The 22,660-nt window shown below is 72.9% G+C and carries 14 protein-coding genes; 10 read left to right on the top strand and 4 right to left on the bottom strand.

Annotated elements, in window-relative coordinates; genetic code table 11:
• Window positions 1-24 precede the first annotated feature (24 nt).
• The 9 genes from AB0H53_RS26030 (at window position 25) to galE (ending at window position 15,795) form a co-directional block, all read left to right on the top strand.
• Complete coding sequence (locus AB0H53_RS26030; protein ID WP_362118029.1) at window positions 25-1,530, top strand: CYTH and CHAD domain-containing protein; 1,506 nt, start codon at window positions 25-27, stop codon at window positions 1,528-1,530.
• A 59-nt stretch (window positions 1,531-1,589) separates the two neighbouring features.
• Window positions 1,590-3,512, top strand: a complete 1,923-nt coding sequence (locus AB0H53_RS26025) for a TIGR03960 family B12-binding radical SAM protein (RefSeq protein ID WP_362118026.1) — start codon at window positions 1,590-1,592, stop codon at window positions 3,510-3,512.
• A gap of 334 nt (window positions 3,513-3,846) precedes the next feature.
• Window positions 3,847-4,641 (top strand): TIGR03936 family radical SAM-associated protein, encoded by a 795-nt coding sequence (locus AB0H53_RS26020; protein WP_362118023.1) that lies wholly within the window; start codon window positions 3,847-3,849, stop codon window positions 4,639-4,641.
• A 235-nt stretch (window positions 4,642-4,876) separates the two neighbouring features.
• A complete protein-coding gene (locus AB0H53_RS26015; RefSeq protein WP_362118020.1) occupies window positions 4,877-9,271 on the top strand; it encodes an Rne/Rng family ribonuclease in 4,395 nt (1,464 codons plus the stop codon).
• A gap of 441 nt (window positions 9,272-9,712) precedes the next feature.
• Window positions 9,713-10,831 (top strand): DegT/DnrJ/EryC1/StrS family aminotransferase, encoded by a 1,119-nt coding sequence (locus tag AB0H53_RS26010; protein WP_362118017.1) that lies wholly within the window; start codon window positions 9,713-9,715, stop codon window positions 10,829-10,831.
• Window positions 10,828-11,841, top strand: a complete 1,014-nt coding sequence (locus AB0H53_RS26005; RefSeq protein ID WP_362118014.1) for a Gfo/Idh/MocA family oxidoreductase — start codon at window positions 10,828-10,830, stop codon at window positions 11,839-11,841. Before AB0H53_RS26010 ends, AB0H53_RS26005 begins: the two co-directional genes overlap by 4 nt.
• Window positions 11,838-13,466, top strand: coding sequence for a glycosyltransferase (locus tag AB0H53_RS26000; protein ID WP_362118011.1), 1,629 nt, complete (start codon window positions 11,838-11,840; stop codon window positions 13,464-13,466). Before AB0H53_RS26005 ends, AB0H53_RS26000 begins: the two co-directional genes overlap by 4 nt.
• Window positions 13,463-14,746, top strand: a complete 1,284-nt coding sequence (locus tag AB0H53_RS25995; RefSeq protein ID WP_362118008.1) for a nucleotide sugar dehydrogenase — start codon at window positions 13,463-13,465, stop codon at window positions 14,744-14,746. Before AB0H53_RS26000 ends, AB0H53_RS25995 begins: the two co-directional genes overlap by 4 nt.
• An 80-nt stretch (window positions 14,747-14,826) precedes the next feature.
• Complete coding sequence (gene galE, locus AB0H53_RS25990; RefSeq protein WP_362118005.1) at window positions 14,827-15,795, top strand: UDP-glucose 4-epimerase GalE; 969 nt, start codon at window positions 14,827-14,829, stop codon at window positions 15,793-15,795.
• Window positions 15,796-15,876: 81 nt separating this feature from the next.
• Here galE and AB0H53_RS25985 read toward each other — a convergent pair whose 3' ends face one another.
• The 4 genes from AB0H53_RS25985 to AB0H53_RS25970 all read right to left on the bottom strand — a co-directional run bounded on the left by AB0H53_RS25985 (window position 15,877) and on the right by AB0H53_RS25970 (window position 21,282).
• The gene (locus AB0H53_RS25985; RefSeq protein ID WP_362118002.1) at window positions 15,877-18,012 is read right to left on the bottom strand and encodes a glycosyltransferase family 1 protein; all 2,136 of its coding nucleotides are present in this window, start codon (window positions 18,010-18,012) and stop codon (window positions 15,877-15,879) included.
• Complete coding sequence (locus tag AB0H53_RS25980) at window positions 18,009-19,388, bottom strand: glycosyltransferase (protein ID WP_362118062.1); 1,380 nt, start codon at window positions 19,386-19,388, stop codon at window positions 18,009-18,011. The genes AB0H53_RS25985 and AB0H53_RS25980 overlap by 4 nt, the downstream gene beginning before the upstream one ends.
• A 114-nt stretch (window positions 19,389-19,502) precedes the next feature.
• On the bottom strand, window positions 19,503-20,606 hold the full coding sequence (gene wecB, locus AB0H53_RS25975; RefSeq protein WP_362117999.1) for a UDP-N-acetylglucosamine 2-epimerase (non-hydrolyzing): 1,104 nt from the start codon (window positions 20,604-20,606) through the stop codon (window positions 19,503-19,505).
• A gap of 301 nt (window positions 20,607-20,907) precedes the next feature.
• The gene (locus AB0H53_RS25970; RefSeq protein WP_362117997.1) at window positions 20,908-21,282 is read right to left on the bottom strand and encodes an NTP pyrophosphohydrolase; all 375 of its coding nucleotides are present in this window, start codon (window positions 21,280-21,282) and stop codon (window positions 20,908-20,910) included.
• A 110-nt stretch (window positions 21,283-21,392) separates the two neighbouring features.
• Here AB0H53_RS25970 and AB0H53_RS25965 point away from each other — a divergent pair, with 110 nt between their 5' ends.
• Window positions 21,393-22,550 (top strand): hypothetical protein, encoded by a 1,158-nt coding sequence (locus AB0H53_RS25965; RefSeq protein WP_362117994.1) that lies wholly within the window; start codon window positions 21,393-21,395, stop codon window positions 22,548-22,550.
• Window positions 22,551-22,660: the final 110 nt, after the last annotated feature.

Genomic DNA, 22,660 nt, shown 5'->3' with positions numbered 1-22,660 from the left:
GGTCTCGCGGGCACCTGATCCCTCATGACGGCGGACACGAAGCGCGAGGTCGAGCGGAAGTACGAAGCCACCCCCGACAGCCGGCTCCCGGACCTGACGAGGGTGCGGGGGGTCTCGGCGGTCCACGACAGGGGCGTCACCGACCTGGACGCCGTCTACTACGACACCGCCGACCTGCGCCTGGCGGCCGCCGGCGTCACCCTGCGCCGGCGCACCGGCGGCGCCGACGCCGGCTGGCACCTCAAACTGCCCGTCGCCCCCGGCACCCGCGACGAGATCCACGCCCCGCTCTCCGACGACGTCCCGGCCGGCCTGGCCGCGCTGGTGCGCGCCAGGACCCGGGGCGCGGAGCTCCTGCCACTCGTGCGGCTGCGCTCCTCGCGCGACGTGCGGCACCTGGTCGACGCCCGCGGCACCCTGCTGGCCGAGGTCAGCACCGACACCGTCCACGCCGAACGCCTCACCGAGGGCGGCCGTGCCGCCGCCTGGACCGAGGTGGAGGCGGAGCTCGCCGACGACGGCGACCCCGCCTTCCTCGACGCCGTGGGCAAACGGCTGCGCAAGGCGGGACTGCGGCCCTCCCGCACGCCCTCCAAGCTCGCCAGGGCGCTCGCCGAGACCGGCACCGCCCCGCCGCCGCGCCCCGAGGCCGACCGGACCGCCGGCGGACACCTCCTGCGCTACCTGCGCGAACAGGCCGACCAACTGCTCGAACAGGACGCCGCCGTACGGCGCGACCTGCCGGACTCCGTGCACCGGATGCGGGTGGCCACCCGCCGGATGCGCAGTGCCTTCCGCACGTACCGCAAGGTCCTCGACCGGTCCGCCACCGCCCCCGTCGCCGAGGAGCTCAAGTGGCTCGCCGCGGAGCTGGGCACCGCCCGCGACCAGGAGGTCCTGGCCGCTCGGCTGCGCGCCCGCGTCGACGACCTGCCCGACACGCTCCTGCTCGGGCCGGTGTCGGCCCGGCTCGTGGCCTGGTCCGCCGCCGGCCGCGCCGGAGCGCGCGAGCGCACCCTGGCCGTCCTGGACAGCGACCGCTACCTGGCCCTGCTGGACGCGCTGGAGGCCCTGCTGGCCGACCCGCCGCTGCGCCCGGCCGCCGCCGAAGCCCCCGGCGACGTGCTGCCCAGGGCGATCCTCAAGGACCACGACCGGCTCGCCACCCGTGTCGACCGCGCCCTCGCCCTGCCCGCCGGCCACGAGCGCGACCTCGCCCTGCACGCGGCCCGCAAGGCCGCCAAACGCGTCCGGTACGCCGCCGAGGCCGCCCGCCCCGCCCTGGGCAAGCCCGCCAAGCGCTTCGGCAAGAGGGTGAAGGCCGTCCAGCAGCTCCTGGGCGACCACCAGGACAGCGTCGTCGCCCGCGACGTGCTGCGGAAGCTGGCGATCCAGGCCCACGCGTCCGGCGAGACGGCGTTCACCTGGGGCCTGCTCCACGGCCAGGAGCGCGCCGAGGCGGCCCAGCTGGAACGGGAGCTGCCGGGGGTCTGGGCGAAGGTCTCCGACGGAAAGGGCGGTCGGCTCTGAGGGGATGGGCACCGGGGTACGCTAGAGAGTCGCCCCCCTGCCAGCCACGAAGGTTCGAGATGTCCGAGTCGGTCTTCCCACAGCTCGAAGCTCTGCTCCCGCATGTGCAGAAGCCCATCCAGTACGTCGGCGGTGAGCTGAACTCCACCGTCAAGCCCTGGGACGAGTGCGACGTCCGCTGGGCGCTCATGTACCCGGACGCCTACGAGGTCGGGCTGCCCAACCAGGGCGTCATGATCCTCTACGAGGTACTGAACGAGCGCGCGGGCGTGCTCGCCGAGCGCACCTACAGCGTCTGGCCCGACCTCGAGGAGCTGATGCGCGAACACGGCGTGCCGCAGTTCACCGTGGACAGCCACCGGCCGGTCAAGGCGTTCGACGTGTTCGGGCTCAGCTTCTCCACCGAGCTCGGCTACACCAACATGCTCACGGCGCTCGACCTGGCCGGCATCCCGCTGGAGTCCAAGGACCGCACGCTCGACGACCCGATCGTCCTCGCGGGCGGCCACGCGGCCTTCAACCCCGAGCCGATCGCCGACTTCATCGACGCCGCGATCATCGGTGACGGCGAGCAGGCCGTGCTCGACATGACCGAGATCATCCGCGCCTGGAAGGCGGAGGGCCGGCCCGGCGGCCGCGAGGAGGTCCTCTTCCGCCTCGCCAGGACCGGCTCCGTCTACATCCCGGCGTTCTACGACGTCGAGTACCTGCCCGACGGCCGCATCGGCCGCGTCGTGCCCAACAGGTCCGGCGTCCCGTGGCGGGTGTCCAAGCACACCGTCATGGACCTCGACGAGTGGCCCTACCCCAAGCAGCCGCTCGTCCCGCTCGCCGAGACCGTGCACGAGCGGATGAGCGTCGAGATCTTCCGCGGCTGCACCCGCGGCTGCCGTTTCTGCCAGGCCGGCATGATCACGCGCCCCGTGCGGGAGCGAAGCATCACCGGCATCGGCGACATGGTCGAGAAGGGTCTCAAGGCGACCGGCTTCGAGGAGGTCGGCCTGCTGTCGCTCTCCTCCGCGGACCACAGCGAGATCGGCGACATCGCCAAGGGCCTCGCCGACCGGTACGAGGAGGACAAGATCGGTTTGTCCCTCCCGTCCACCCGGGTCGACGCGTTCAACGTCGACCTGGCCAACGAGCTGACCAGGAACGGCCGCCGGTCCGGCCTCACCTTCGCCCCCGAGGGCGGCTCCGAGCGCATGCGCAAGGTCATCAACAAGATGGTCTCCGAGGAGGACCTGATCCGTACGGTCGCCACGGCCTACGGCAACGGCTGGCGCCAGGTGAAGCTGTACTTCATGTGCGGTCTGCCCACCGAGACCGACGAGGACGTGCTCCAGATCGCCGACATGGCGATGAACGTCATCCAGAAGGGCCGCGAGGTCTCCGGCTCCAACGACATCCGCTGCACCGTCTCCATCGGCGGTTTCGTGCCCAAGCCGCACACCCCCTTCCAGTGGGCCCCGCAGCTCGGCGCCGAGGAGACGGACGCCCGCCTGGAGAAGCTCCGCGACAAGATCCGCGGCGACAAGAAGTACGGCCGCTCGATCGGCTTCCGCTACCACGACGGCAAGCCCGGCATCGTCGAGGGCCTGCTCTCGCGCGGTGACCGCCGGGTCGGCGCGGTCATCCGCGCGGTCTACGAGGACGGCGGCCGGTTCGACGGCTGGCGCGAGCACTTCAGCTACGACCGCTGGATGACCTGCGCGGAGAAGACGCTCCCGGAGTACGGCGTGGACGTCGACTGGTACACCACGCGCGAGCGCACCTACGAGGAGGTCCTGCCCTGGGACCACCTGGACTCCGGTCTGGACAAGGACTGGCTCTGGGAGGACTGGCAGGACGCGCTGGACGAGACCGAGGTCGAGGACTGCCGCTGGACCCCGTGCTTCGACTGCGGTGTGTGCCCGCAGATGGACACGCACATCCAGATCGGCCCCACCGGCAAGAAGCTGCTGCCGCTGACCGTCGTCAAGTAGTCGCCGCACCATCCGTACGACGGCCCGGCCCGGGGAACCCCCCGCGCCGGGCCGTCGTGCCGTGTCCGGCGAGGGCCGGGGGAGCCGGCCGGGCGCCCCGGGTGTCGCGGCCCGGAGAACGGGTATCCGGTCCGGCGCGTACTCTGGGTAGTACGACGACCGCTCCTGGCGCGGCGCCCGCACCCGAGATCTCCCCGCGAACGCGGGGGTGAGCCGGGCGGGCCCCCCGGGGGCCACGCAGCTCGTGGGCGGAGCGCCACCCGCGTCCGCCCCGCACCGAGGAGAAGAACCACTGGGCAAGCGACAGCCCGAAGGCCCGCCGCCCGCACCGGCGGTGCAGCGCATCAGACTGCGCTACACCAAGCGCGGCCGCCTCCGGTTCACCAGCCACCGCGACTTCCAGCGTGCGTTCGAGCGCGCGCTGCGCCGCGCCGAGGTGCCCATGGCGTACTCGGCCGGCTTCACGCCGCACCCGAAAGTGTCCTACGCCAACGCCGCCCCGACCGGGACGGGCTCCGAGGCGGAGTACCTGGAGATCGCCCTCACCGAACGGCGCGACCCGGACGGGCTCCGCGCACTGCTCGACGAGTCGTTGCCGGCCGGTCTCGACGTGACCGACGCGGTCGAGGCCAGAACGTCCGGCCTCGCCGACCGGCTCACCGCGTCCGTGTGGGAGCTGAGGCTCGACGGTGTCGCGGTCGCGGACGCCCAGCACGCCGTCGCCGCCTTCCTCGCCGCCGAGGCCGTCGAGGTCCGGCGCAAGACGAAGAACGGCGTGCGCAGCTTCGACGCGCGGGGTGCCGTGGCCGGTCTCGAAGCCGTTCCTGGCCCGGCCGATAGGCCGGGGGACGCCCCCTGTGCGATACTGCGGCTGGTTGTTCGGCACGTGACACCCGCCGTACGACCCGACGACGTCCTGTCCGGTCTCCGAGCTGTGGCCGACCTGGCGCCGCCGGTCCCCGCAGCGGTGACCAGGCTGGCGCAGGGGCTCTTCGACGAGGAGTCCGGCACGGTGACCGACCCGCTCGCGCCCGACCGCGAGGCAGTCACGGCCGCCCCACCCAAGGCCGCCGGACTCACCTCTGCGACGGCGACTCCCATTGCCGGAGGCGGGGCAGTCTCCGCGTAGGGGCAGTCGTCGTAGCGCAGCCCTGGGACTCGGGAGCCACCTGGGCCGGGCCGCGTACAGACACAACAGACTTTCGCCAGGCCGTACGTACACCGCGTAGGGAACCGGCGAGCCAGACATAACAGCTCCCGTGCGGCGCCCGCGCCCCGGACGGCGGCCATCGCGCATCGCGTGTTGCCGCGGCCGGACCGGAACCAGGCGCGGCGCCCGGGAGCGTGACGGGAGAACCGCCCGCATGCTCGAGTCCACTGAGACCGGCGCCACCGCCGGCAACAACGAAGAGAACAACTCGCCGAGCGGCAGCCTGCCGCCGCGCCGCCGTCGCCGTGCCGCGTCGCGCCCCGCGGGCCCGCCCGGCGCGACCGGCACCGCCGAGGTGACCGCGGCACCGGCGGCTCCGGCCACCCCCGCCGCGCAGGCCGGCGAAGCCGCTCAGGCTCCGGCCGCCGAGGAGGCCGCCCCGGCGCGCCCGCGCCGCCGCGCCACCCGGAAGGCGACGGCCCCGGCCGGTGCGCCCAATCCAGTCGATGAGGTCGTGGAGACCGCCGCGCCGGCACCGGTCGTCGAGGCCGCCGCTGCGGAGGCCCCCGAGGCCGCTCCGGCTCGTACGCGTCGTCGGGCGACCCGGAAGGCGACGGCTCCGGCCGGTGCGCCGCAGGCCGCTGAGGAGACTGCGCCGGTGGTGGAGGCTCCGGCGCCGGTGGCCGAGGAGGCCGCGCCCGCCGTCGAGGAGGCTCCTGCCGAGGCCGCTCCGGCCCGTGCGCGTCGTCGGGCGACCCGGAAGGCGACGGCTCCGGCCGGTGCCCCGCGGGCCGCTGAGGAGACTGCGCTGGTGGTGGAGGCTCCGGCGCCTGCCGTCGAGGAGGCCGCGCCCGCCGTCGAGGAGGCTCCTGCCGAGGCCGCTCCGGCCCGTGCGCGTCGTCGGGCGACCCGGAAGGCGACGGCTCCGGCCGGTGCGCCGCGGGCCGCTGAGGAGACTGCGCCGGTGGTGGAGGCTCCGGCGCCTGCCGTCGAGGAGGCCGCGCCCGCCGTCGAGGAGGCTCCTGCCGAGGCCGCTCCGGCCCGTGCGCGTCGTCGGGCGACCCGGAAGGCGACGGCTCCGACCGGTGCGCCGCAGGCCGCTGAGGAGACTGCGCCGGTGGTGGAGGCTCCGGCGCCTGCCGTCGAGGAGGCCGCGCCCGCCGCCGAGGAGGCTCCTGCCGAGGCCGCCCCGGCCCGCAGCCGCCGCCGGGCCACCCGGAGGGCCAGCGCGCCCGCCGGCGCCCCGCAGACGCGGGAGGAGGAGACCGGCGGCCAGGCCGAGGCGGGCGAGAGCCTGCCCTCCGACACCGTCGCGCAGATCACCGCCCAGGACGCCGCCGCCGAGCAGGCCGCCTCCCGTGGCCGTGGCCGGCGCCGGAGTGCCGCGCCCGAGTTCACCGCCGAGCCGTCGCAGAAGCCCCAGCAGTCGCGCGGCCGCCGCGCCGCGCGGCCCGCGGTCGCCGTCTTCCAGGCCCCGGTCTTCACCGAGCCGATGTTCCAGACGCCCGAGACCGCCGCCGCCGCGGCTGCCGCCGCGGCCGCCGAGCCGGCCGAGGACGAGGTCACCGAGCCGGTCCAGCGCGCCGAGCGACCGGAGCGCGCCGAGCGTGCCGAGGCGGCCGAGCGTCCGGAGACCGGTGGCCGTCGCCGTCGGCGCCGCCGTGGCGAGGCCGCCGAGCCGGTGGAGCACACCGAGCCGGCCGCCGCGATCGAAGAGGTGACCGCCGAGCCCGAGCCCGAGCCCGCCGAGGCGGAGCAGGAGCCCGAGCAGGCCGCCGAGGGCGAGGAGAGCGACGAGTTCGAGGACCGCCCGTCGCGCCGCCGCCGCCGCGGTGGCCGCCGTCGCCGCCGTGGGGAGTCCGCCGAGGCGGACGAGACCGAGGAGACCACCCAGGCCGAGGCCGAGGACGAGGCCGACACGCACGACGAGGACGAGGACGAGGGCGAGGAGGAGGCCGAGGAGCACGAGGCCGGCACTCCCTCCGCCGCCGGGACCAGGAGTTCCCGTCGCCGTCGCCGTCGCCGCCGTCGCAGCGGTGACGCCTCGGGCGCCGAGTCCGAGGCGGGCGAGGAGGACGGCGTCCGTACCGTCGTCAAGGTCCGCGAGCCGCGCCCCGCGCGGGAGAAGGCCGAGCCGTCCGACGAGGTGCAGTCCATCAAGGGCTCGACCCGTCTGGAGGCGAAGAAGCAGCGCCGCCGCGAGGGCCGCGAGCAGGGCCGCCGCCGGGTGCCGATCATCACCGAGGCCGAGTTCCTGGCCCGGCGCGAGGCCGTCGAGCGGGTGATGGTCGTCCGCCAGAGTGGCGAGCGCACCCAGATCGGCGTCCTCGAGGACAACGTGCTCGTCGAGCACTACGTCAACAAGGAGCAGGCCACCAGCTACGTCGGCAACGTCTACCTGGGCAAGGTCCAGAACGTGCTGCCGTCGATGGAGGCCGCCTTCGTCGACATCGGCAAGGGCCGCAACGCCGTGCTGTACGCCGGTGAGGTCAACTTCGAGGCGCTGGGCATGGCCAACGGCCCCCGCCGGATCGAGACCGCCCTCAAGTCCGGCCAGCCCGTCCTGGTCCAGGTGACGAAGGACCCGATCGGTCACAAGGGCGCCCGGCTGACCAGCCAGGTCTCGCTGCCCGGCCGCTACCTGGTGTACGTGCCCGAGGGCTCGATGACCGGTATCAGCCGCAAGCTGCCCGACACCGAACGCGCCCGGCTGAAGACCATCCTCAAGAAGATCGTCCCCGAGGACGCGGGCGTCATCGTGCGCACCGCCGCCGAGGGCGCGAGCGAGGACGAGCTGCGCCGTGACGTCGAGCGGCTCCAGGAGCAGTGGGAGGAGATCCAGAAGAAGGCCAAGAGCGGCAACGCCCCGACCCTTCTCTACGGCGAGCCGGACATGACCGTCCGGGTCGTCCGCGACATCTTCAACGAGGACTTCTCGAAGGTCATCGTCAGCGGCGACGACGCGTGGCAGACCATCCACGGGTACGTGTCGCACGTCGCGCCCGACCTGGCGGACCGCCTCCAGCGCTGGACGTCCGAGGTCGACGTCTTCGCCACGTACCGGATCGACGAGCAGCTGATGAAGGCGCTGGACCGCAAGGTCTGGCTGCCGTCCGGCGGTTCGCTGGTGATCGACAAGACCGAAGCGATGATCGTGGTCGACGTCAACACCGGCAAGTTCACCGGTCAGGGCGGCAACCTGGAGGAGACCGTCACCAGGAACAACCTGGAGGCGGCCGAGGAGATCGTGCGCCAGCTCCGGCTGCGCGACCTCGGTGGCATCGTCGTCATCGACTTCATCGACATGGTGCTGGAGTCCAACCGCGACCTGGTGCTGCGGCGGCTGCTGGAGTGCCTGGGCCGGGACCGTACGAAGCACCAGGTCGCCGAGGTGACCTCGCTGGGCCTGGTGCAGATGACCCGCAAGCGGGTCGGCCAGGGCCTGCTGGAGTCGTTCTCCGAGACCTGCGTCCACTGCAACGGGCGCGGCGTGATCGTGCACATGGAGCAGCCGACCGGTGCCGGTGGCGGCGGCAACGGCAAGCGGGCCAAGAAGCGCGGCCGGGGCGGCTCGGAGCAGGTGGCCGACCACGAGCACGTGGACGCGCCGGCGACCCCGGACGAGGCGGACGAGATCGAGGTCGAGACCGAGGCGGAGCTGGCGGCGGAGGTCGCGGCCCCGGTGTCGCTCGCCGAGCCGCTGGCGGACACCATGGCCGCCGACGAGGAGCTGTACTCCAGCGTGGCGGAGGCCGAGGCGGCCGCGTCCCGCGGCCGTTCGCGCCGCCGGGCCTCCCGCAAGGCGACCGCTCCGGCGGGTACGCCGAGGCACGCCGAGGCTCCGTCCGCCGAGGCGCCGGCCGAGCCGGCCGAGCGGCCCGAGGCCAAGGCGGCCGCAGAGCCGGTCCGGGCACCCGAGGCGGTTCAGGCACCCGAGCCGGTGGAGGCACCGGAGGCGGTTCAGGCGGCCCCCGAGCCCGAGGCGGCCCCTCCGGGCCGTACCCGCCGCCGGGCCACCCGCAAGGCGACCGCTCCGGCGGGCTCGCCGAAGACGGCCGAGCCGGCCCCGGCCGTCTCCGTGGTCGTCCCCGCCCAGCCGGAGCAGGCGGCCCCCGGGCAGCCGGCCGAGCAGCCCGAGCAGCCGGCCCCGGCCGAGGAGGCCCCCGTGGCCGCCCCGCCGAAGACGCGTCGCCGGGTGGTCCGCAAGGTCTCGGCCCCGGCCGGTTCCCCCGCGGGCGCCGAGGAAGCCGCCGTCGTCGTGGTGAGTGCCACGGGCCGGCCGGAGGCCGAGGAGCCGAGCGCCGGGGAGACCGGGGCCGAGCAGCCCGCCGTCACCGAGGAGCCGGCGGCCGACGAGGCCGGGGTTCCGGCCAAGAAGGCGGTCCGCAAGACCGCCAAGAAGGCCCCGGCGAAGAAGACCGCGGCGAAGAAGACGGCCGTCAAGAAGACCGCGGCGAAGAAGACCACGGCGAAGAAGACGGCCGCCAAGACGGCGACCAAGACGGCGGCCAAGACGGCCACCAAGGCGGCGGCCAAGAAGGCGACCACCAAGAAGACCGCCGCGGCCGAGAAGTCGCAGCCGACCGTGACGGCCGTCACGGAGGACTGACCGCCGGGAGCGGTGGACCGGCACCCGGGCCGTCGGCGGGCCTCCCGCCCGCCGACGGCCCGGCGCCGGTCCCCGCACCCCGCGCCAACAGCGGTTCCGCCGTTGCACAGTGGGTATGCGCGATCCGAACGTTTCGCGTTCCGCCCCTGGCTTTTCCGGGGCGGAACCCGGGATTTCGTTTCGGAACCGATGCCTCCAGCCGTTAACCGCCCAGAAATTGACGAGGAAATTCCTGATAATGTGACGCCGGTCGCTGCCGTGGGCGGGCCCCCGCCCGGACACTACGGTCAGTGACCGCCCCGGTTCCGGGACAGACTGGTCCCAGCAATCCTCGGTAGGGCGTCGGCATCGCGCCGGAGGGGTACGCGCGGCCTCGTGAAGACGTCCGCTCACCCCAGACCTCTGCCACATAGAGCTCTTGCGGTGTTCAAGGAGGACTCCATGCCGAGCGTCAACGAGCAGCCCATTCCCGCTGCCCGCCCGGTCATCGGTGAAGACGAGATCGAAGCCGCCGTACGCGTACTGCGCACGGGCCGCGTCGTACAGGGCCCCGAAGTGGCGGCCTTCGAGGAGGGATTCTCCGAGCTGGTCGACGGCAGGCACTGCGTCGCCGTCAACTCCGGTACCTCCGCGCTGCATCTCCTTCTGATGGCGCTGAACATCGGCCCGGGCGACGAGGTGATCGTTCCCTCGTTCTCCTTCGCCGCGTCGGCCAACGCCGTCCGCCTGGTCGGCGCCGACGTCGTCTTCGCCGACATCGAGGCGGACAGCTTCTGCCTGGACCCGGCGGCCGTCGAGGCCGCCATCACCCCGCGCACCGCCGCGATCATGCCGGTCCACCTGTACGGCCACCCGGCCGCCATGGACAAGATCATGGCCATCGCGGACAAGCACAAGCTCGCGGTGGTCGAGGACGCCTGCCAGGCGCACGCGGCCGCGCTGAACGGCACCCCGGTCGGCGCCTTCGGCGCCGGCGGCACGTTCAGCTTCTACCCGACGAAGAACATGCACTCCCTCGAGGGCGGCATGATCTCCATCGCGGACGCCGAGCTGGCCCGCACCCTGCGCATGCTGCGCAACCAGGGCATGGAGCAGCGGTACGCCAACGAGATCGTCGGCGCCAACATGCGGATGACGGACGTCTCCGCCGCCGTCGGCCGTGTCCAGCTCGCCAAGCTCCCGGGCTGGACCGAGCAGCGCATCGCCAACGCCGCTTACCTCACCGCCAACATCAGCGCGCCGAACGTGGTCACGCCGGTGGTCCCCGAGGGCGCCCGGCACATCTACCACCAGTACACGGTGCGCGTCCTGGGCGACCGTGACGCCGCCATGGCCCGCCTCACCGAGGCGGGCATCGGCAACGCGGTGTACTACCCGACCCCGATCCACCGCCTCAAGCCGTACTGGGAGCCCGACCAGAAGGCCGGCCGCACCTGGGACCTGCCCGAGACGGAGAAGGCCGCCGCCGAGGTCGTCTCGCTGCCGGTCCACCCCTCGCTGACCCAGGACGACCTGGAGCGCATCGTGACCGCCGTCAACGCGCTGGGGGAGAACCTGTGACCGCCGCCGTACTGCGAGCCGGCCTCATCGGCCTCGGGTCCATGGGGCGCCACCACGCCCGCGTGCTGGCCGGCCTGGACGGCGTGCGGCTCGTCGGCGTCGTCGACCCCATGGGCGACAAGAACGGCTGGGCCCAGGGCGCCCCGGTGCTGTCGACGGTCGAGGAGCTCATCGCCCTCGGCGTCGACTACGCGGTGGTGGCCTGCCCGACCGCGCTGCACGAGGAAGTCGGCCTGAAGCTGGCCGAGGCCGGTGTGCACGCGCTGATCGAGAAGCCCGTCGCCGACACCGTCGAGGGCGCCCGCCGGCTCGTGCGGGCCTTCGAGTCGCGCGGCCTGGTCGCCGGCGTCGGCCACATCGAGCGCTGCAACCCCGCGCTGCGGTCCCTGCGCGCCCGGCTGGAGGCCGGCGAACTGGGCGAGGTCTTCCAGGTCGTCACCCGGCGCCAGGGCCCCTTCCCGCACCGCATCGCCGATGTCGGCGTGGTCAAGGACCTCGCCACCCACGACATCGACCTCACCGGGTGGGTGACCGGCCAGCAGTACACCTCGATCGCCGCCCACACGGTGTCGAAGTCCGGCCGCCCGCACGAGGACATGGTCTCCGCCGTCGGCCAGCTCTCCGACGGCACGATGGTCAACCACCTCGTGAACTGGCTGAGCCCGCTGAAGGAACGCTTCACGTCGGTCACCGGCGAGAAGGGCTGCTTCATCGCCGACACCCTCACCGCCGACCTCACGTTCTACTCGAACGCGGCCGTGGCCACCGAGTGGGAGGCGCTGCGCGCCTTCCGCGGTGTCTCCGAGGGCGACATGATCCGCTACGCCATCCCCAAGCGCGAGCCGCTGCTGGTCGAGCACGAGCTGTTCCGTGACGCCGTCCTGGGCGAGTCGCAGGACATCTGCACGCTGCGCCAGGGCCTGCGTACGGTGGAGGTGGCCGCGGCCGTCATCGACTCCGCCGACCGCGGTGTCACCGTGCGGCTCACTCCGGAGGACGCAGCCAGTTGACCACGCCCGATGTCACCGTCGTGGTGGCCGTGTACAACACGATGCCCTACCTCACCGAGTGCCTGAACTCGCTCGTGGGGCAGAGCATCGGGCTTGACCGGCTGGAGGTCGTGGCCGTCGACGACGGTTCGACCGACGACAGCGGCCGGGAACTGGACCGTTTCGCGGCGAAGTACCCGGACACCGTCAAGGTGATCCATCAGGCCAACTCCGGTGGTCCGGCTGCTCCCAGCAACCGGGCCCTGGAGCTGGCCACTGGTCGTTATGTCTACTTCATAGGCTCCGACGACTACTTGGGCGAGCAGGCCCTGGAGCGCCTGGTCGCCTGCGCCGACGAGCACGGCTCCGACGTCGTCGTCGGCAAGATGGTCGGTACCAACGGCCGTTACGTCCACCAGGCGCTCTACAAGAAGAGCGACCCGGACGTCTCCCTGTACGACTCCGCGCTGCCGTTCACGCTGGCCAACACCAAGCTGTTCCGGCGCGAGCTGGTGGAGAAGTACCAGCTCCGCTTCCCCGAGGACCTGCCGGTCGGCTCCGACCAGCCGTTCACCATCGAGGCGTGCGTCCGGGCCGCGAAGATCTCGGTCCTCGCGGACTACACGTACTACTACGCGGTGAAGCGCGGGGACTCCAGCAACATCACCTACCGGGCCAACCACCTGTCCCGGCTGCGCTGCACCGAGCGGATCATGCGGTTCACCGCCTCGCTCATCGAGGCCGGGCCCCGGCGGGACGCCGTACTGGAGCGGCACTTCACCTGGGAGCTGGCCAAACTCGTCCAGGACGACTTCCCCTCGCTCGACCGGCGCACCCGGGCCGAGGTCTGCGCGGGCATCGCCGAGCTGGCCGACGAGTACTTCACCGAGGCGCTGCGCGACTCGATGGACGTCAAGCGGCGGGTGCGGATCTGCCTGGCCCAGCGCGGCGCCGTCGACGAACTCGTGCGGGCCATCGAGGACGAGGCCGCGCACGGTGCCCCGCCGCTCCTGCTGGAGGACGGCCGGGCGTTCGTCCGCTACCCCGGCTTCCGGGACCCGGCCGTCGGCCTGCCCGACCGGGTCTACGAGGTGATCGGCGAGTCGGTCCCGGCCAAGCTCGCCGACAACACCTCCCTGGTCTCGGCCGAGTGGCGGCAGGACGGCCAGGACATGGCCGTCGCCCTGGCGGTGCGCGTCGGTGTCGCCGGCGACACCGGCTCGGCCGTGCTCCGGCTCGCCCCCAAGGCCATGCCCAGGAGCGCCGACAAGCCGGGCGGACGAAGACTGCCGGCCGGCCACCAGCTCCCCGCGCCCGTGGGCGAGCTGGACCGGCGGCCGACCGAGGACGGCCTGGCCACGCTGCTGAGCGCTCACGTCCCGGTCAAGCCCAAGAGCGCCAAGCTCGGCGTCCGGGTGTATGTCGACGTGGCAGGCTCGACGTACGAGATCCCCGTGCAGACCCGCGGTCTGCCGCTGCCTCTGGCCCGTCGCTGGCGGGAGAGGATCCCGTACCGGATCTCCGCCAACGCGAACCCCAAGGGTCGGCTGGTGATCACCACGGCTCCGCTCTGGGAGCCCTCGCGCGGCGTGGGCAAGCGACTGCGCCAACTGATGTCCCGTGTGAAGAGGAAACTGACCCGATGAATATCTGTGTAGTCGCGCTCGGCAAGATCGGTCTGCCGCTCGCCGTGCAGTTCGCCGCCAAGGGCCACAAGGTCATCGGCGCCGACGTCAACGAGAAGGTCGTCGAGCTGGTCAACGCCGGCACCGAGCCCTTCCCCGGTGAGCACGACCTGGACCGGCTGCTCAAGCAGACCGTCGACGCCGGGCTGCTGTCCGCGACGACCGACACCGCCGCCGCCGTCGCCCAGTCCGACGCCGTCGTGGTCGTCGTCCCGCTGTTCGTGGACGCCGAGGGCACCCCCGACTTCGGCTGGATGGACTCGGCGACCAAGGCGATCGCCAAGGGCCTCAAGCCGGGCACCCTCGTCTCCTACGAGACGACCCTGCCGGTGGGCACCACCCGCACCCGCTGGGCGCCGATGCTCCAGGAGGGCTCCGGCCTGACCCCGGGCGAGGACTTCCACCTGGTCTTCTCCCCGGAGCGGGTCCTCACCGGCCGGGTCTTCGCCGACCTGCGCCGCTACCCCAAGCTCGTCGGCGGCATCGACGAGGCGTCCACCCGGCGCGGTGTCGAGTTCTACGAGGCCGTCCTGGACTTCGACGCCCGTGAGGACCTGCCGCAGCCCAACGGCGTCTGGGACCTGGGCACCGCCGAGGCGTCCGAGCTGGCCAAGCTCGCCGAGACCACCTACCGCGACGTCAACATCGGGTTGGCCAACCAGTTCGCCCGGTTCGCCGACAAGAACGGCATCGACGTCAAGAAGGTCATCGAGGCCTGCAACTCCCAGCCCTACAGCCACATCCACCAGCCGGGCATCGCCGTCGGCGGCCACTGCATCCCGATCTACCCGCGGATGTACCTGTGGAACGACCCGGAGGCGACCGTCGTGCGCTCGGCCCGCGAGGCCAACGCCGCGATGCCGGAGTACGCCGTCGACCTGCTGGCCGCCGCCTACGGCGACCTGACCGGCGTCAACGTCCTGGTGCTGGGCGCCGCCTACCGCGGCGGCGTCAAGGAGACCGCCTTCTCCGGCGTCTTCGGCACCGTCGAGGCGCTCAAGGCCCGTGGCGCGGTGCCGTTCGTCTCCGACCCGATGTACACGGCCGAGGAGCTGGCCGCGCACGGCCTCACCCCCCACCAGGGCGAGAAGGTCACCGCCGCCGTCCTCCAGGCCGACCACGCCGAGTACCGCACGCTGACCCCGGCCGACCTGCCGGACGTCACCGTGCTGGTCGACGGTCGCCGCACCACCGACCCGGCCGCCTGGCAGGGCGTGCGCCGCGTCGTCATCGGCGGCTGATCCCGTACACACCGCACCGAGGCCCTGCCCCGCAGCGCGCGGGGCGGGGCCGACGCGCAAGAGCTTCGCAGAGGGTTCCCATGACCTGGTTGATTACTGGTGGCGCCGGCTTCATCGGCTCCCACGTGGTGAAGGCGATGGCCGAGGGCGGCGAGCGGATCGTCGTCCTGGACGATCTGAGCACGGGCCGCGCCGAGCGCCTGCCCGCCGGTGTCCCGCTGGAGGTCGGCACCGTCCTCGACCGTGACACCCTCGACCGCGTCCTGCGGGAGCACGCGGTCACCGGCATCGTCCACATCGCCGGCAAGAAGCAGGTCGCCGAGTCGGTGGCCCAGCCGCTGTACTACTACCGGGAGAACGTCGAGGGCCTGCGGACCCTCCTGGAGGCCGCCGCCGCGGCCGGCGTCACCCGGTTCCTGTTCTCCTCGTCCGCCGCCGTCTACGGCATGCCCGACGTGGACCTGGTCACCGAGCGGACGCCGTGCGCGCCGATCAACCCCTACGGCGAGACCAAACTGGCCGGCGAGTGGCTGGTGACGGCGGCGGGCCGGACGCACGGGATGGCGACCGCCTCGCTGCGGTACTTCAACGTCGCGGGCGCCGCCTCACCCGAACTGGGCGACGACGGCGTCTTCAACCTCGTACCGATGGTGTTCGAGCGGCTGACCGCCGGTGAGCCGCCCCGGATCTTCGGCGACGACTACCCGACACCCGACGGCACCTGCATCCGCGACTACATCCACGTCGAGGACATCGCCTCCGCCCATGTCGCCGCTGCCCGCCGGCTCGCCGCCGACCCGGGCGCCTCGCTGGTCCTCAACATCGGCCGGGGCGAGGGCGTGTCGGTCACCGAGATGGTCGGCATCATCCAGGACGTCACCGGTCTGAAGGACATCGAGCCGGAGGTCACCGAGCGCCGGCCGGGCGACCCGGCGCGGGTGGTGGCCGCCGCCGACCTGATCCGCGGGGAACTGGGCTGGACGGCGCGCCACGGTGTGCGCGCGATGGTGGAGTCGGCGTGGGCGGGCTGGCGGCTGCGTCACCCGTGACCGGGCCCGCCGGCGCCACGACGGCATGAGGAAGGGCCCCCGGGACGCCGTCCCGGGGGCCCTTCCTCATGCACCTCGTGCCTACTGCTCCTCGCCGAGGAAGAGCTTGTCGAACGCCTTGCTCACCACCGGCCAGTCCCACGTGGACAGGGCGTGCTCGGAGGCCAGCTTGCCCGCGTCGAGCCAGGTCTCCTCGGTGGCCGTGGCCTGGAGGATCCGCTGGGCGGCCTCCTCCGTGGAGCCCACGACCCAGCCCTCCGGGTAGAGGGTGCGGGCGCTGTTGGGCTTGCCCGCGTAGAACGGCCAGTCACGGGCCACCGGGACGGCCGCGCTCGCCGCGCCCTCCATCAGGCCCACGTGGCAGCCCTCACGGACCGACGAGGACATGATCACACCGATGTCGGTCAGCGCGGACGGGACGTCGTCGGTCGGACCGAGCTTGACCACCGCGCCCGACTCCACCAGCGGAGCCAGCTCCCTGCGGAACTTCCGCAGGTAGTCACGGGTGGCCATGCTGGTCTTGGCGTTCATGTCGCCGCCCACCAGCAGCAGCCGGTAGCGCTCGTCGTGCTCCCGCACCCGCTTGAGGACGTCCACGGCCCACAGCGGGTCCTTGGCGACCTGGCTGATACCGACCAGGCCCAGGTTGAAGCGGGCGCCGGCGGACTTGGGGCGGGCGAAGCCCGACAGGTCCATGGCGTTGTCGATGAGGTGCGCCCGGGGCGCCCCCTCGCCGCGCAGCTGCGGCACCAGCGACTCGACCAGGTCCTTCACGTGCGGGGCGACGTAGATCAGGTCGTCGATCCGCGAGAAGTCCGTCATGTGCGGCCAGCGGGTGAACGCCTCGTAGCTGTGCAGCCGCACCACGATCCGGGTGTCGCCCGGGTCGATCGTCGTCAGCATCGCCGCCGGGCCCACCGACCAGTCCAGGAAGACGGTGTCCGCCCAGTCCAGGTACGGCCGCATCAGCCGCTCGACCTCTTCCTGGTACGTGCTGGTGCCACCGGCCAGCCGGTCCTCCAGCACCCGCCGGCCCGCCCACGCGATCCGCTTGAGGGCCTTCTGGGCGGCCAGGTCCAAGTACCGCAGCTCCACGCCCTCGTGGTCGCCGTAGCGGTCCAGGATGTGGTGCAGGAAGTTGTCGTTGGCGCTGGTGGTGACCAGCAGCCGCAGCGGGCGGTCCTTGGGGGCCGGCGCCGGCGGGGTCTTCCTGCCCTGCGGACGGCTGAGCGCCTGCATCACCTTGGTGCGGTACATCGGCGCCACGAAGCCCTGCGCGTCCTTGGCGAGCGGCGAGGAGAGCTGGTCGATGTGCAGCACCCGGTGGAACCCGAGGAACAGCGCCCGGTCCAGCGCGAAGGAGGCCTTCTCGTGGTCCCCGGCGGCGAACTGGGCGTCGGCGTGGGCGAGCTGGGCGGTGACGGCCTTGTTCAGGTCGCGCGGGCTGATGCCCTTGGCGAACTCCTTCATCACCGCCTCGTCCAGGAGCTGCGCCTTGAGCCCCAGGTCGGGGATCTTGGAGGCGGCGGCGGCCAGCGCCAGGGCGGCACCGCTGGTGCGGCCCGCCCACTGCATGCCCTCCGCCACATAGCGGGAGGTGGCGATGCGGACCTTGGGCGGCATGCCCGGCGCGGTCACGGCGGTACGCCACATCCGCGCGCCGACGCTGGAGCGCATCACCGGGCGGGCGGTGGCCCGCCGCATCACCGCGGCCGGCAGGCCGTCCACGCGGCGGCGTACGTTCTCGGCGACGACGTCGAGCGGCGGCAGCACACCGCGCTGCCCGCCGGCCCCCTGCTCCTTGACCCGGTCGACGGCCTTGAGCGCCGGCGCCAGACCGAAGTGGGCCTCACCGATCCGGTAGTACTTGGCCAGGCGCCACACCGTGTAGACGGCGCCCGGGTCGAGCGCGACCAGGACGTCCGCCTGGCGGGCCTGGCGGCGCAGCCAGCCGTCCCGCTCGGACTGCATCCACATCCGCAGCCCGGCGGGCGACAGCCGGGCCTTGCGGCGCAGTGCCGTGCTGCGGAAGTTGAGGTTGCGGGGGAGCTGGTGGGTGGCGTCCAGCTCCATGGCGGCGAGCTCCTCGGCCACCGGCTCCAGGTGGAAGGTGCCCGCCAGGAGCGTACGGGCGCCCCGCTCGCGGAACTTGCGCACCGAGTCGGCGAACACACCGAGCTGGGGCCGGGCGCTGGCGATGAACAGGACGTTGGTCACTGGGAGGGTCCTTCGGCGACGATCGAATCCCCGGCGTGGGGGGCCGCTTCCGCGGTGTCCTTCTTCTTCTCCGCGCGCAGCGGGGTGACCTCGTCGACCAGGTTCTTGACGGCCGTGGTCATCAGGGCCTCGCGGGTGAACTGGTCGGCGTGCGCCATGGCCTCGGCGTGCACCTCGTCGCTCGTCTCGACCGCCATGTGCGCGGCCTTGATGAACGACTCGGTCAGGCCCTCCTCGTCGATGCCGACGGCGCCCGTCCACAGCGGGTGCCCCTCCAGCACGTTGGAGGCGTCGTGCTCGACGACGTGCGCCGAGACGATCGGCAGGCCGGTCGCCATGTACTCGTACACCTTGCCGGAGGTGACGTAGCGGCCGCCGATGAGGATGAGCACCATCGCGTCCCAGCGGGCGTAGATGGACGCCACCTCGGCCTTGGCGGCGGGGCCGCCGAAGCGTACGCCGTCGACCTCGGCCTGCTTGAGCACCTCGGCGTGCCGGTTGGCCTCGCGCCCGGAGCCGTTGCCGATGTGGCCGCGCACCTCGAAGGTGGCGTTGGCCAGCAGCGGCTCCTTCTCACGGGCCGCGCGCCAGGCGTTCAGCACGGTCTCCAGGTGCGGGACCGTGAAGTTGACCGTACCGAGGTAGCCGAAGGTCAGGCCCCTCTCGGGGTCGGGCTTGTGCGCCTTGCCGGGGGAGCTGTCGGCGTCGTAGCCGTTGCGCACCACGTGGACGCGGTCGGCGAAGTCCGGGTAGCGGGTGCGGTAGTGCTCGGCGATCGGGTCGTTGACGACCCAGAGCGACACCGCGTGGTCGAGGATCTTCTGCTCCCAGCGGCCCTCGGCCGAGTCGCGGGAGAAGGACTCGAGGCCCTCGATGACGTCGATGGACCAGCCGTCGCGGAAGTCCACGGCGTACGGGACCTTCGCCTCCTCCCACAGCTTCCAGGCCGCGGCGAGGTTGACGTAGGGGACGCAGCTGGCCAGCAGGAGATCGGCCGGGTGCTCCTTGTGGATCCTGAGGACGGCCTGCTCCAGGTCCCCGCGCCAGTCACCGAAGTTCGGCTCGGGGAAGGGCTCCATCTGACGACGGCGCAGGCGCGTCACCCAGGCGTTCGGGTTGAGCGCGCGGGCCTCGTCGTAGAGCGAGATGTCCGTCTCCAGGTCCTCACGCACCAGCGGGAGTTCGACGATCTCGATACGCGGATCGACCTGCTCCAGCAGGGTGAGGTCGACGCCGGAGTCCCGTTCCCAGGACTCCTGCGCGATGGTGACAACGGTGACGTCCCAGCCCTGGTTGATGAACTGGTTCGCGGTCTCGCGCATGCGGTACGCGCAGCTCTTGGCCGCGGGCGGGAATCCGATGGCGAGGTAGATCACATGGGGCCGATCGCCTGTCGCGGGCAGGGCGGACCTGGGAGACGCTGACATAACCGGTGACGCTAGCACGGTGACATGTACGGATAAGTTCCTCGTACGAGGAGCCCGGTCCGGTCACGCGTGCCGGCTGCCTCCCTTCCACTCTTCCATGATCCGGACAACGTTCTGGGCGGCCCGGCCGTCGCCGTACGGGGTGCCGGGGTCGGCCGTGGGTACCGCGCGGGTGACGGTGGCGGCCCACTCGTCGGCGGACAGCTCGTGCGGGTCGGGAACGAGGACGTTCCAACCGGTGTCGACGGTTTCCACCCACTCCGTCTCGGGACGGATGGTGGTGGTGATGCGCTCCAGCAGGAACGCCTCCTTCTGCAGGCCGCCCGAGTCGGTGACCACGCCGGAGGAGGCCAGCACGGCGGCGACCAGCCCGGCGTACGGCAGCGGGCGGCCGACGTGCACCGAGCCCTTGGCCAGCTCGATGTCGTGCGCCTGGGCGCGCGAGACCAGACGCGGGTGGGCGAGCAGCGCGACCGGCACCGGCAGGGCGGCCAGCGAGTCGATGATCGCCGCGAGCCGCTCGGGGTCGTCGGTGTTGTCCGGCCGGTGCAGCGTGGCCAGCAGGAACGGCTGCGACGGGTCGATGCCCTCGGGCAGCGCCGGCGCGGCGTGCTCCCCGGCCAGGACGGCGTCCCGGATGCGCAGGCAGATGTCGACCATCACGTCGCCGGCCAGGACCGCACGGTCCTTCAGGCCCTCGTCGGCGAGGTGGCGCATGGCCTCCTCGGTCGGCGCGAGCAGCACATCGGCGCAGTGGTCGGTCAGGACGCGGTTGTGCTCCTCGGGCATGCGCCGGTTGAAGGAGCGCAGCCCGGCCTCCAGGTGGGCCACCGGAAGGTGCATCTTCACCGCCGAAAGCGCGCCGGCGATGGTGGAGTTGGTGTCTCCGTAGACCAGCACCCAGTCCGGCTTCTCGCGCTCCAGGACCGGGTCCAGCGCGGAGAGCACGGCCCCGGTCTGGACGCCGTGGCTGCCGGAGCCGACGCCGAGGTGCACGTCCGGGTCAGGAATGCCCAGACCGTCGAAGAAGACGTCGGAGAGGTCGGCGTCGTAGTGCTGTCCGGTGTGCACGATGAAGTGCTCGTGCTCCGTCTCGGCGAACGCGGCCGCGATGGGAGCGAGCTTCACCAATTGAGGACGTGCGCCGACGATGCTGATGACTTTCACTGAGCACTCTTCTTCTACTGGGCAGGTCGATGAGGGAGGCGTGCGAACGCCATCGTAGGCAATGCCCGTGATGACCTGCCCCGCGGCCGGAGCACGCCCGGGAGAACGGCGGTTCCTGCGGCCGTGGTCACAGGCGCCCTGAGCGGGCCGGTACGTGCGGCATAACGATTCCGTGAACAGGGCCCGGGCCGGAGCGCTCCGGCCCGGGGCCCATTGTCCAGGGGGCCCCGGGGGAGCCGTCGGCGGGGGCACCGCCCCGCCCTCGGGCCGGCCACTCCGGACCGCCTCCCGACCCCGTTCCTCAAGTCCGCACCGCCCGGGGGCCGGCGTGGGAGGCGCCGTGCTCGGCCACCCGCCGCCGCAGCTCCCGGTCGGCCGTCACCACCACGCAGTCGCGCCCCGCCCGCGCGGCCTCGCGCGCCAGCTCCACGATCCGGTCGTCCCCGCTGCCCGGCGCCGCGTCGACCCGGACCCCCGGCACCGGCCGTACCCCGCCGGCCCGCCCCTCCACGACGAAGACGACGTCCAGCGGGCCGGGGCGGTCCGCGATGCCGTCCCGGGCCAGCGGGACGAGCCGGTCACGCAGCCGCTCGGTGGCTCCGTGGCGGTCGCGCCACCAGCCGTCGGGCACCGATCCGACCACGTTGGCGGCGTCGACCACGAGGAGAGTGAGCACGTCATGAGGGTCCCACGGGCCGTTGTCCAGGGGCGCGCTGGGCCATCTGCCGAAATGCTATGGTCGCGCAAGCTTGGGGGAACTGGTCAGGGGAAGGTCGGCGGTGAGCCATGGCGGTCTGGTCCGCGCGGAAAGCCAAGCGTCCGAAAGCCGGGCAGCGGCCCGCGGACGTCACCTCGCGTCGTAGGACCGACCAGGCCGTACCCACCCTGGACACCTCCCTGCCGCCGACCACCGACTGGCTGGTGCGCGGCAAGGACGGCCGGCTCACGGCGTACGCCCCGGCCCAGGACGCGGTACTGCGCTGGACCGAGACCCGGCCCGGTGGTCCCGAGTGGACCGGGCCGTATGTGATCCCCGCCCCCGGCGTCCTGCCGCGCCTCTCCCTGGCGCAGGGCCCCGACGGCTACGTCCACCTGGTGGGGCTGCGGAAGACCCGGCTGGCCGACGGCACCCCCCGCACGGACGTGGTGTACGCGTTGCAGTACCAGTCCGGGAAGGCGGTGCGCGACTGGGCCGTGGTCGGCAACCCCTACCCCGACGACCCCGCCCTCGCCGAGCGGATCGGCCTGCCGTCGGCGGTGGTGGACACCGAGGGCTCGCTGCACGTCTTCGTCCGCAACGTGGGCGGCGGGATCTGCGGGCGCGCCTCGGTCCCCTCGGGCAAGTGGAACAAGTGGGCCGACCTCAAGGGCAGCGGCATGCTCGGTACGGTCTCCGCCTCGATCACCTCCGACGGCCTGATGGAGCTCCTCGCCCCGACGGCCGACCGCGTCATGCGCTGGACGCAGGAGACGCGGGGCGTGAAGTTCCAGCGGGCCGAGGACATCCCGGCCAGGGCCGCGGCCGACTCGCTCACCTCGGAGCGGACCGCCGCCGGCCGGCTCACCCACTTCTGGCACGACGCCGACGAGCGGACGGTCCGCGCCTGGCGCCCGTCCCTCGAGGCACCGGCCGTCGTGGGCAGCGGCGCGGGCACCGGCCCGGTGGCCCTGCTGCGCACGTCGGTGGACGGCCACGACTGCACGGTGCTGGCCCGGCGGGACGCCGCCACCGGCCGCCCCGCCCTCGCCGCGTACCCCACCGAGGAGGAGTCCCTGGGCGCCACCTGGACCCTCACCGGTGAGCCCTGCGTGAGCGCCCCCGCCCTGGCGGTCGACGGGCGGGGCCGGGTGGTGATGGCCGCCTTCGGCACGGACGGCACCCTGCGGGTGGCCCGCCAGAAGCCCGAACCCGGCCTGGCCCTGGAGGCCTGGACCACCGTCTGACCGCCCGGCGCCCCGGCCCGGCTCGGCCTGACCCGACCCGGCGCGACCCGACCCGCCCCGGTGCGACCCGGCCCGACCTGACTCGACCCGCCCGGGCCCGGCGCCCCGGC

Source organism: Streptomyces sp. NPDC050856 (assembly GCF_040653855.1).
GTDB lineage: Bacteria > Actinomycetota > Actinomycetes > Streptomycetales > Streptomycetaceae > Streptomyces.
Note: the sequence above shows the minus strand (reverse complement) of the source record. Positions and strands in the feature narration are given on the sequence as shown.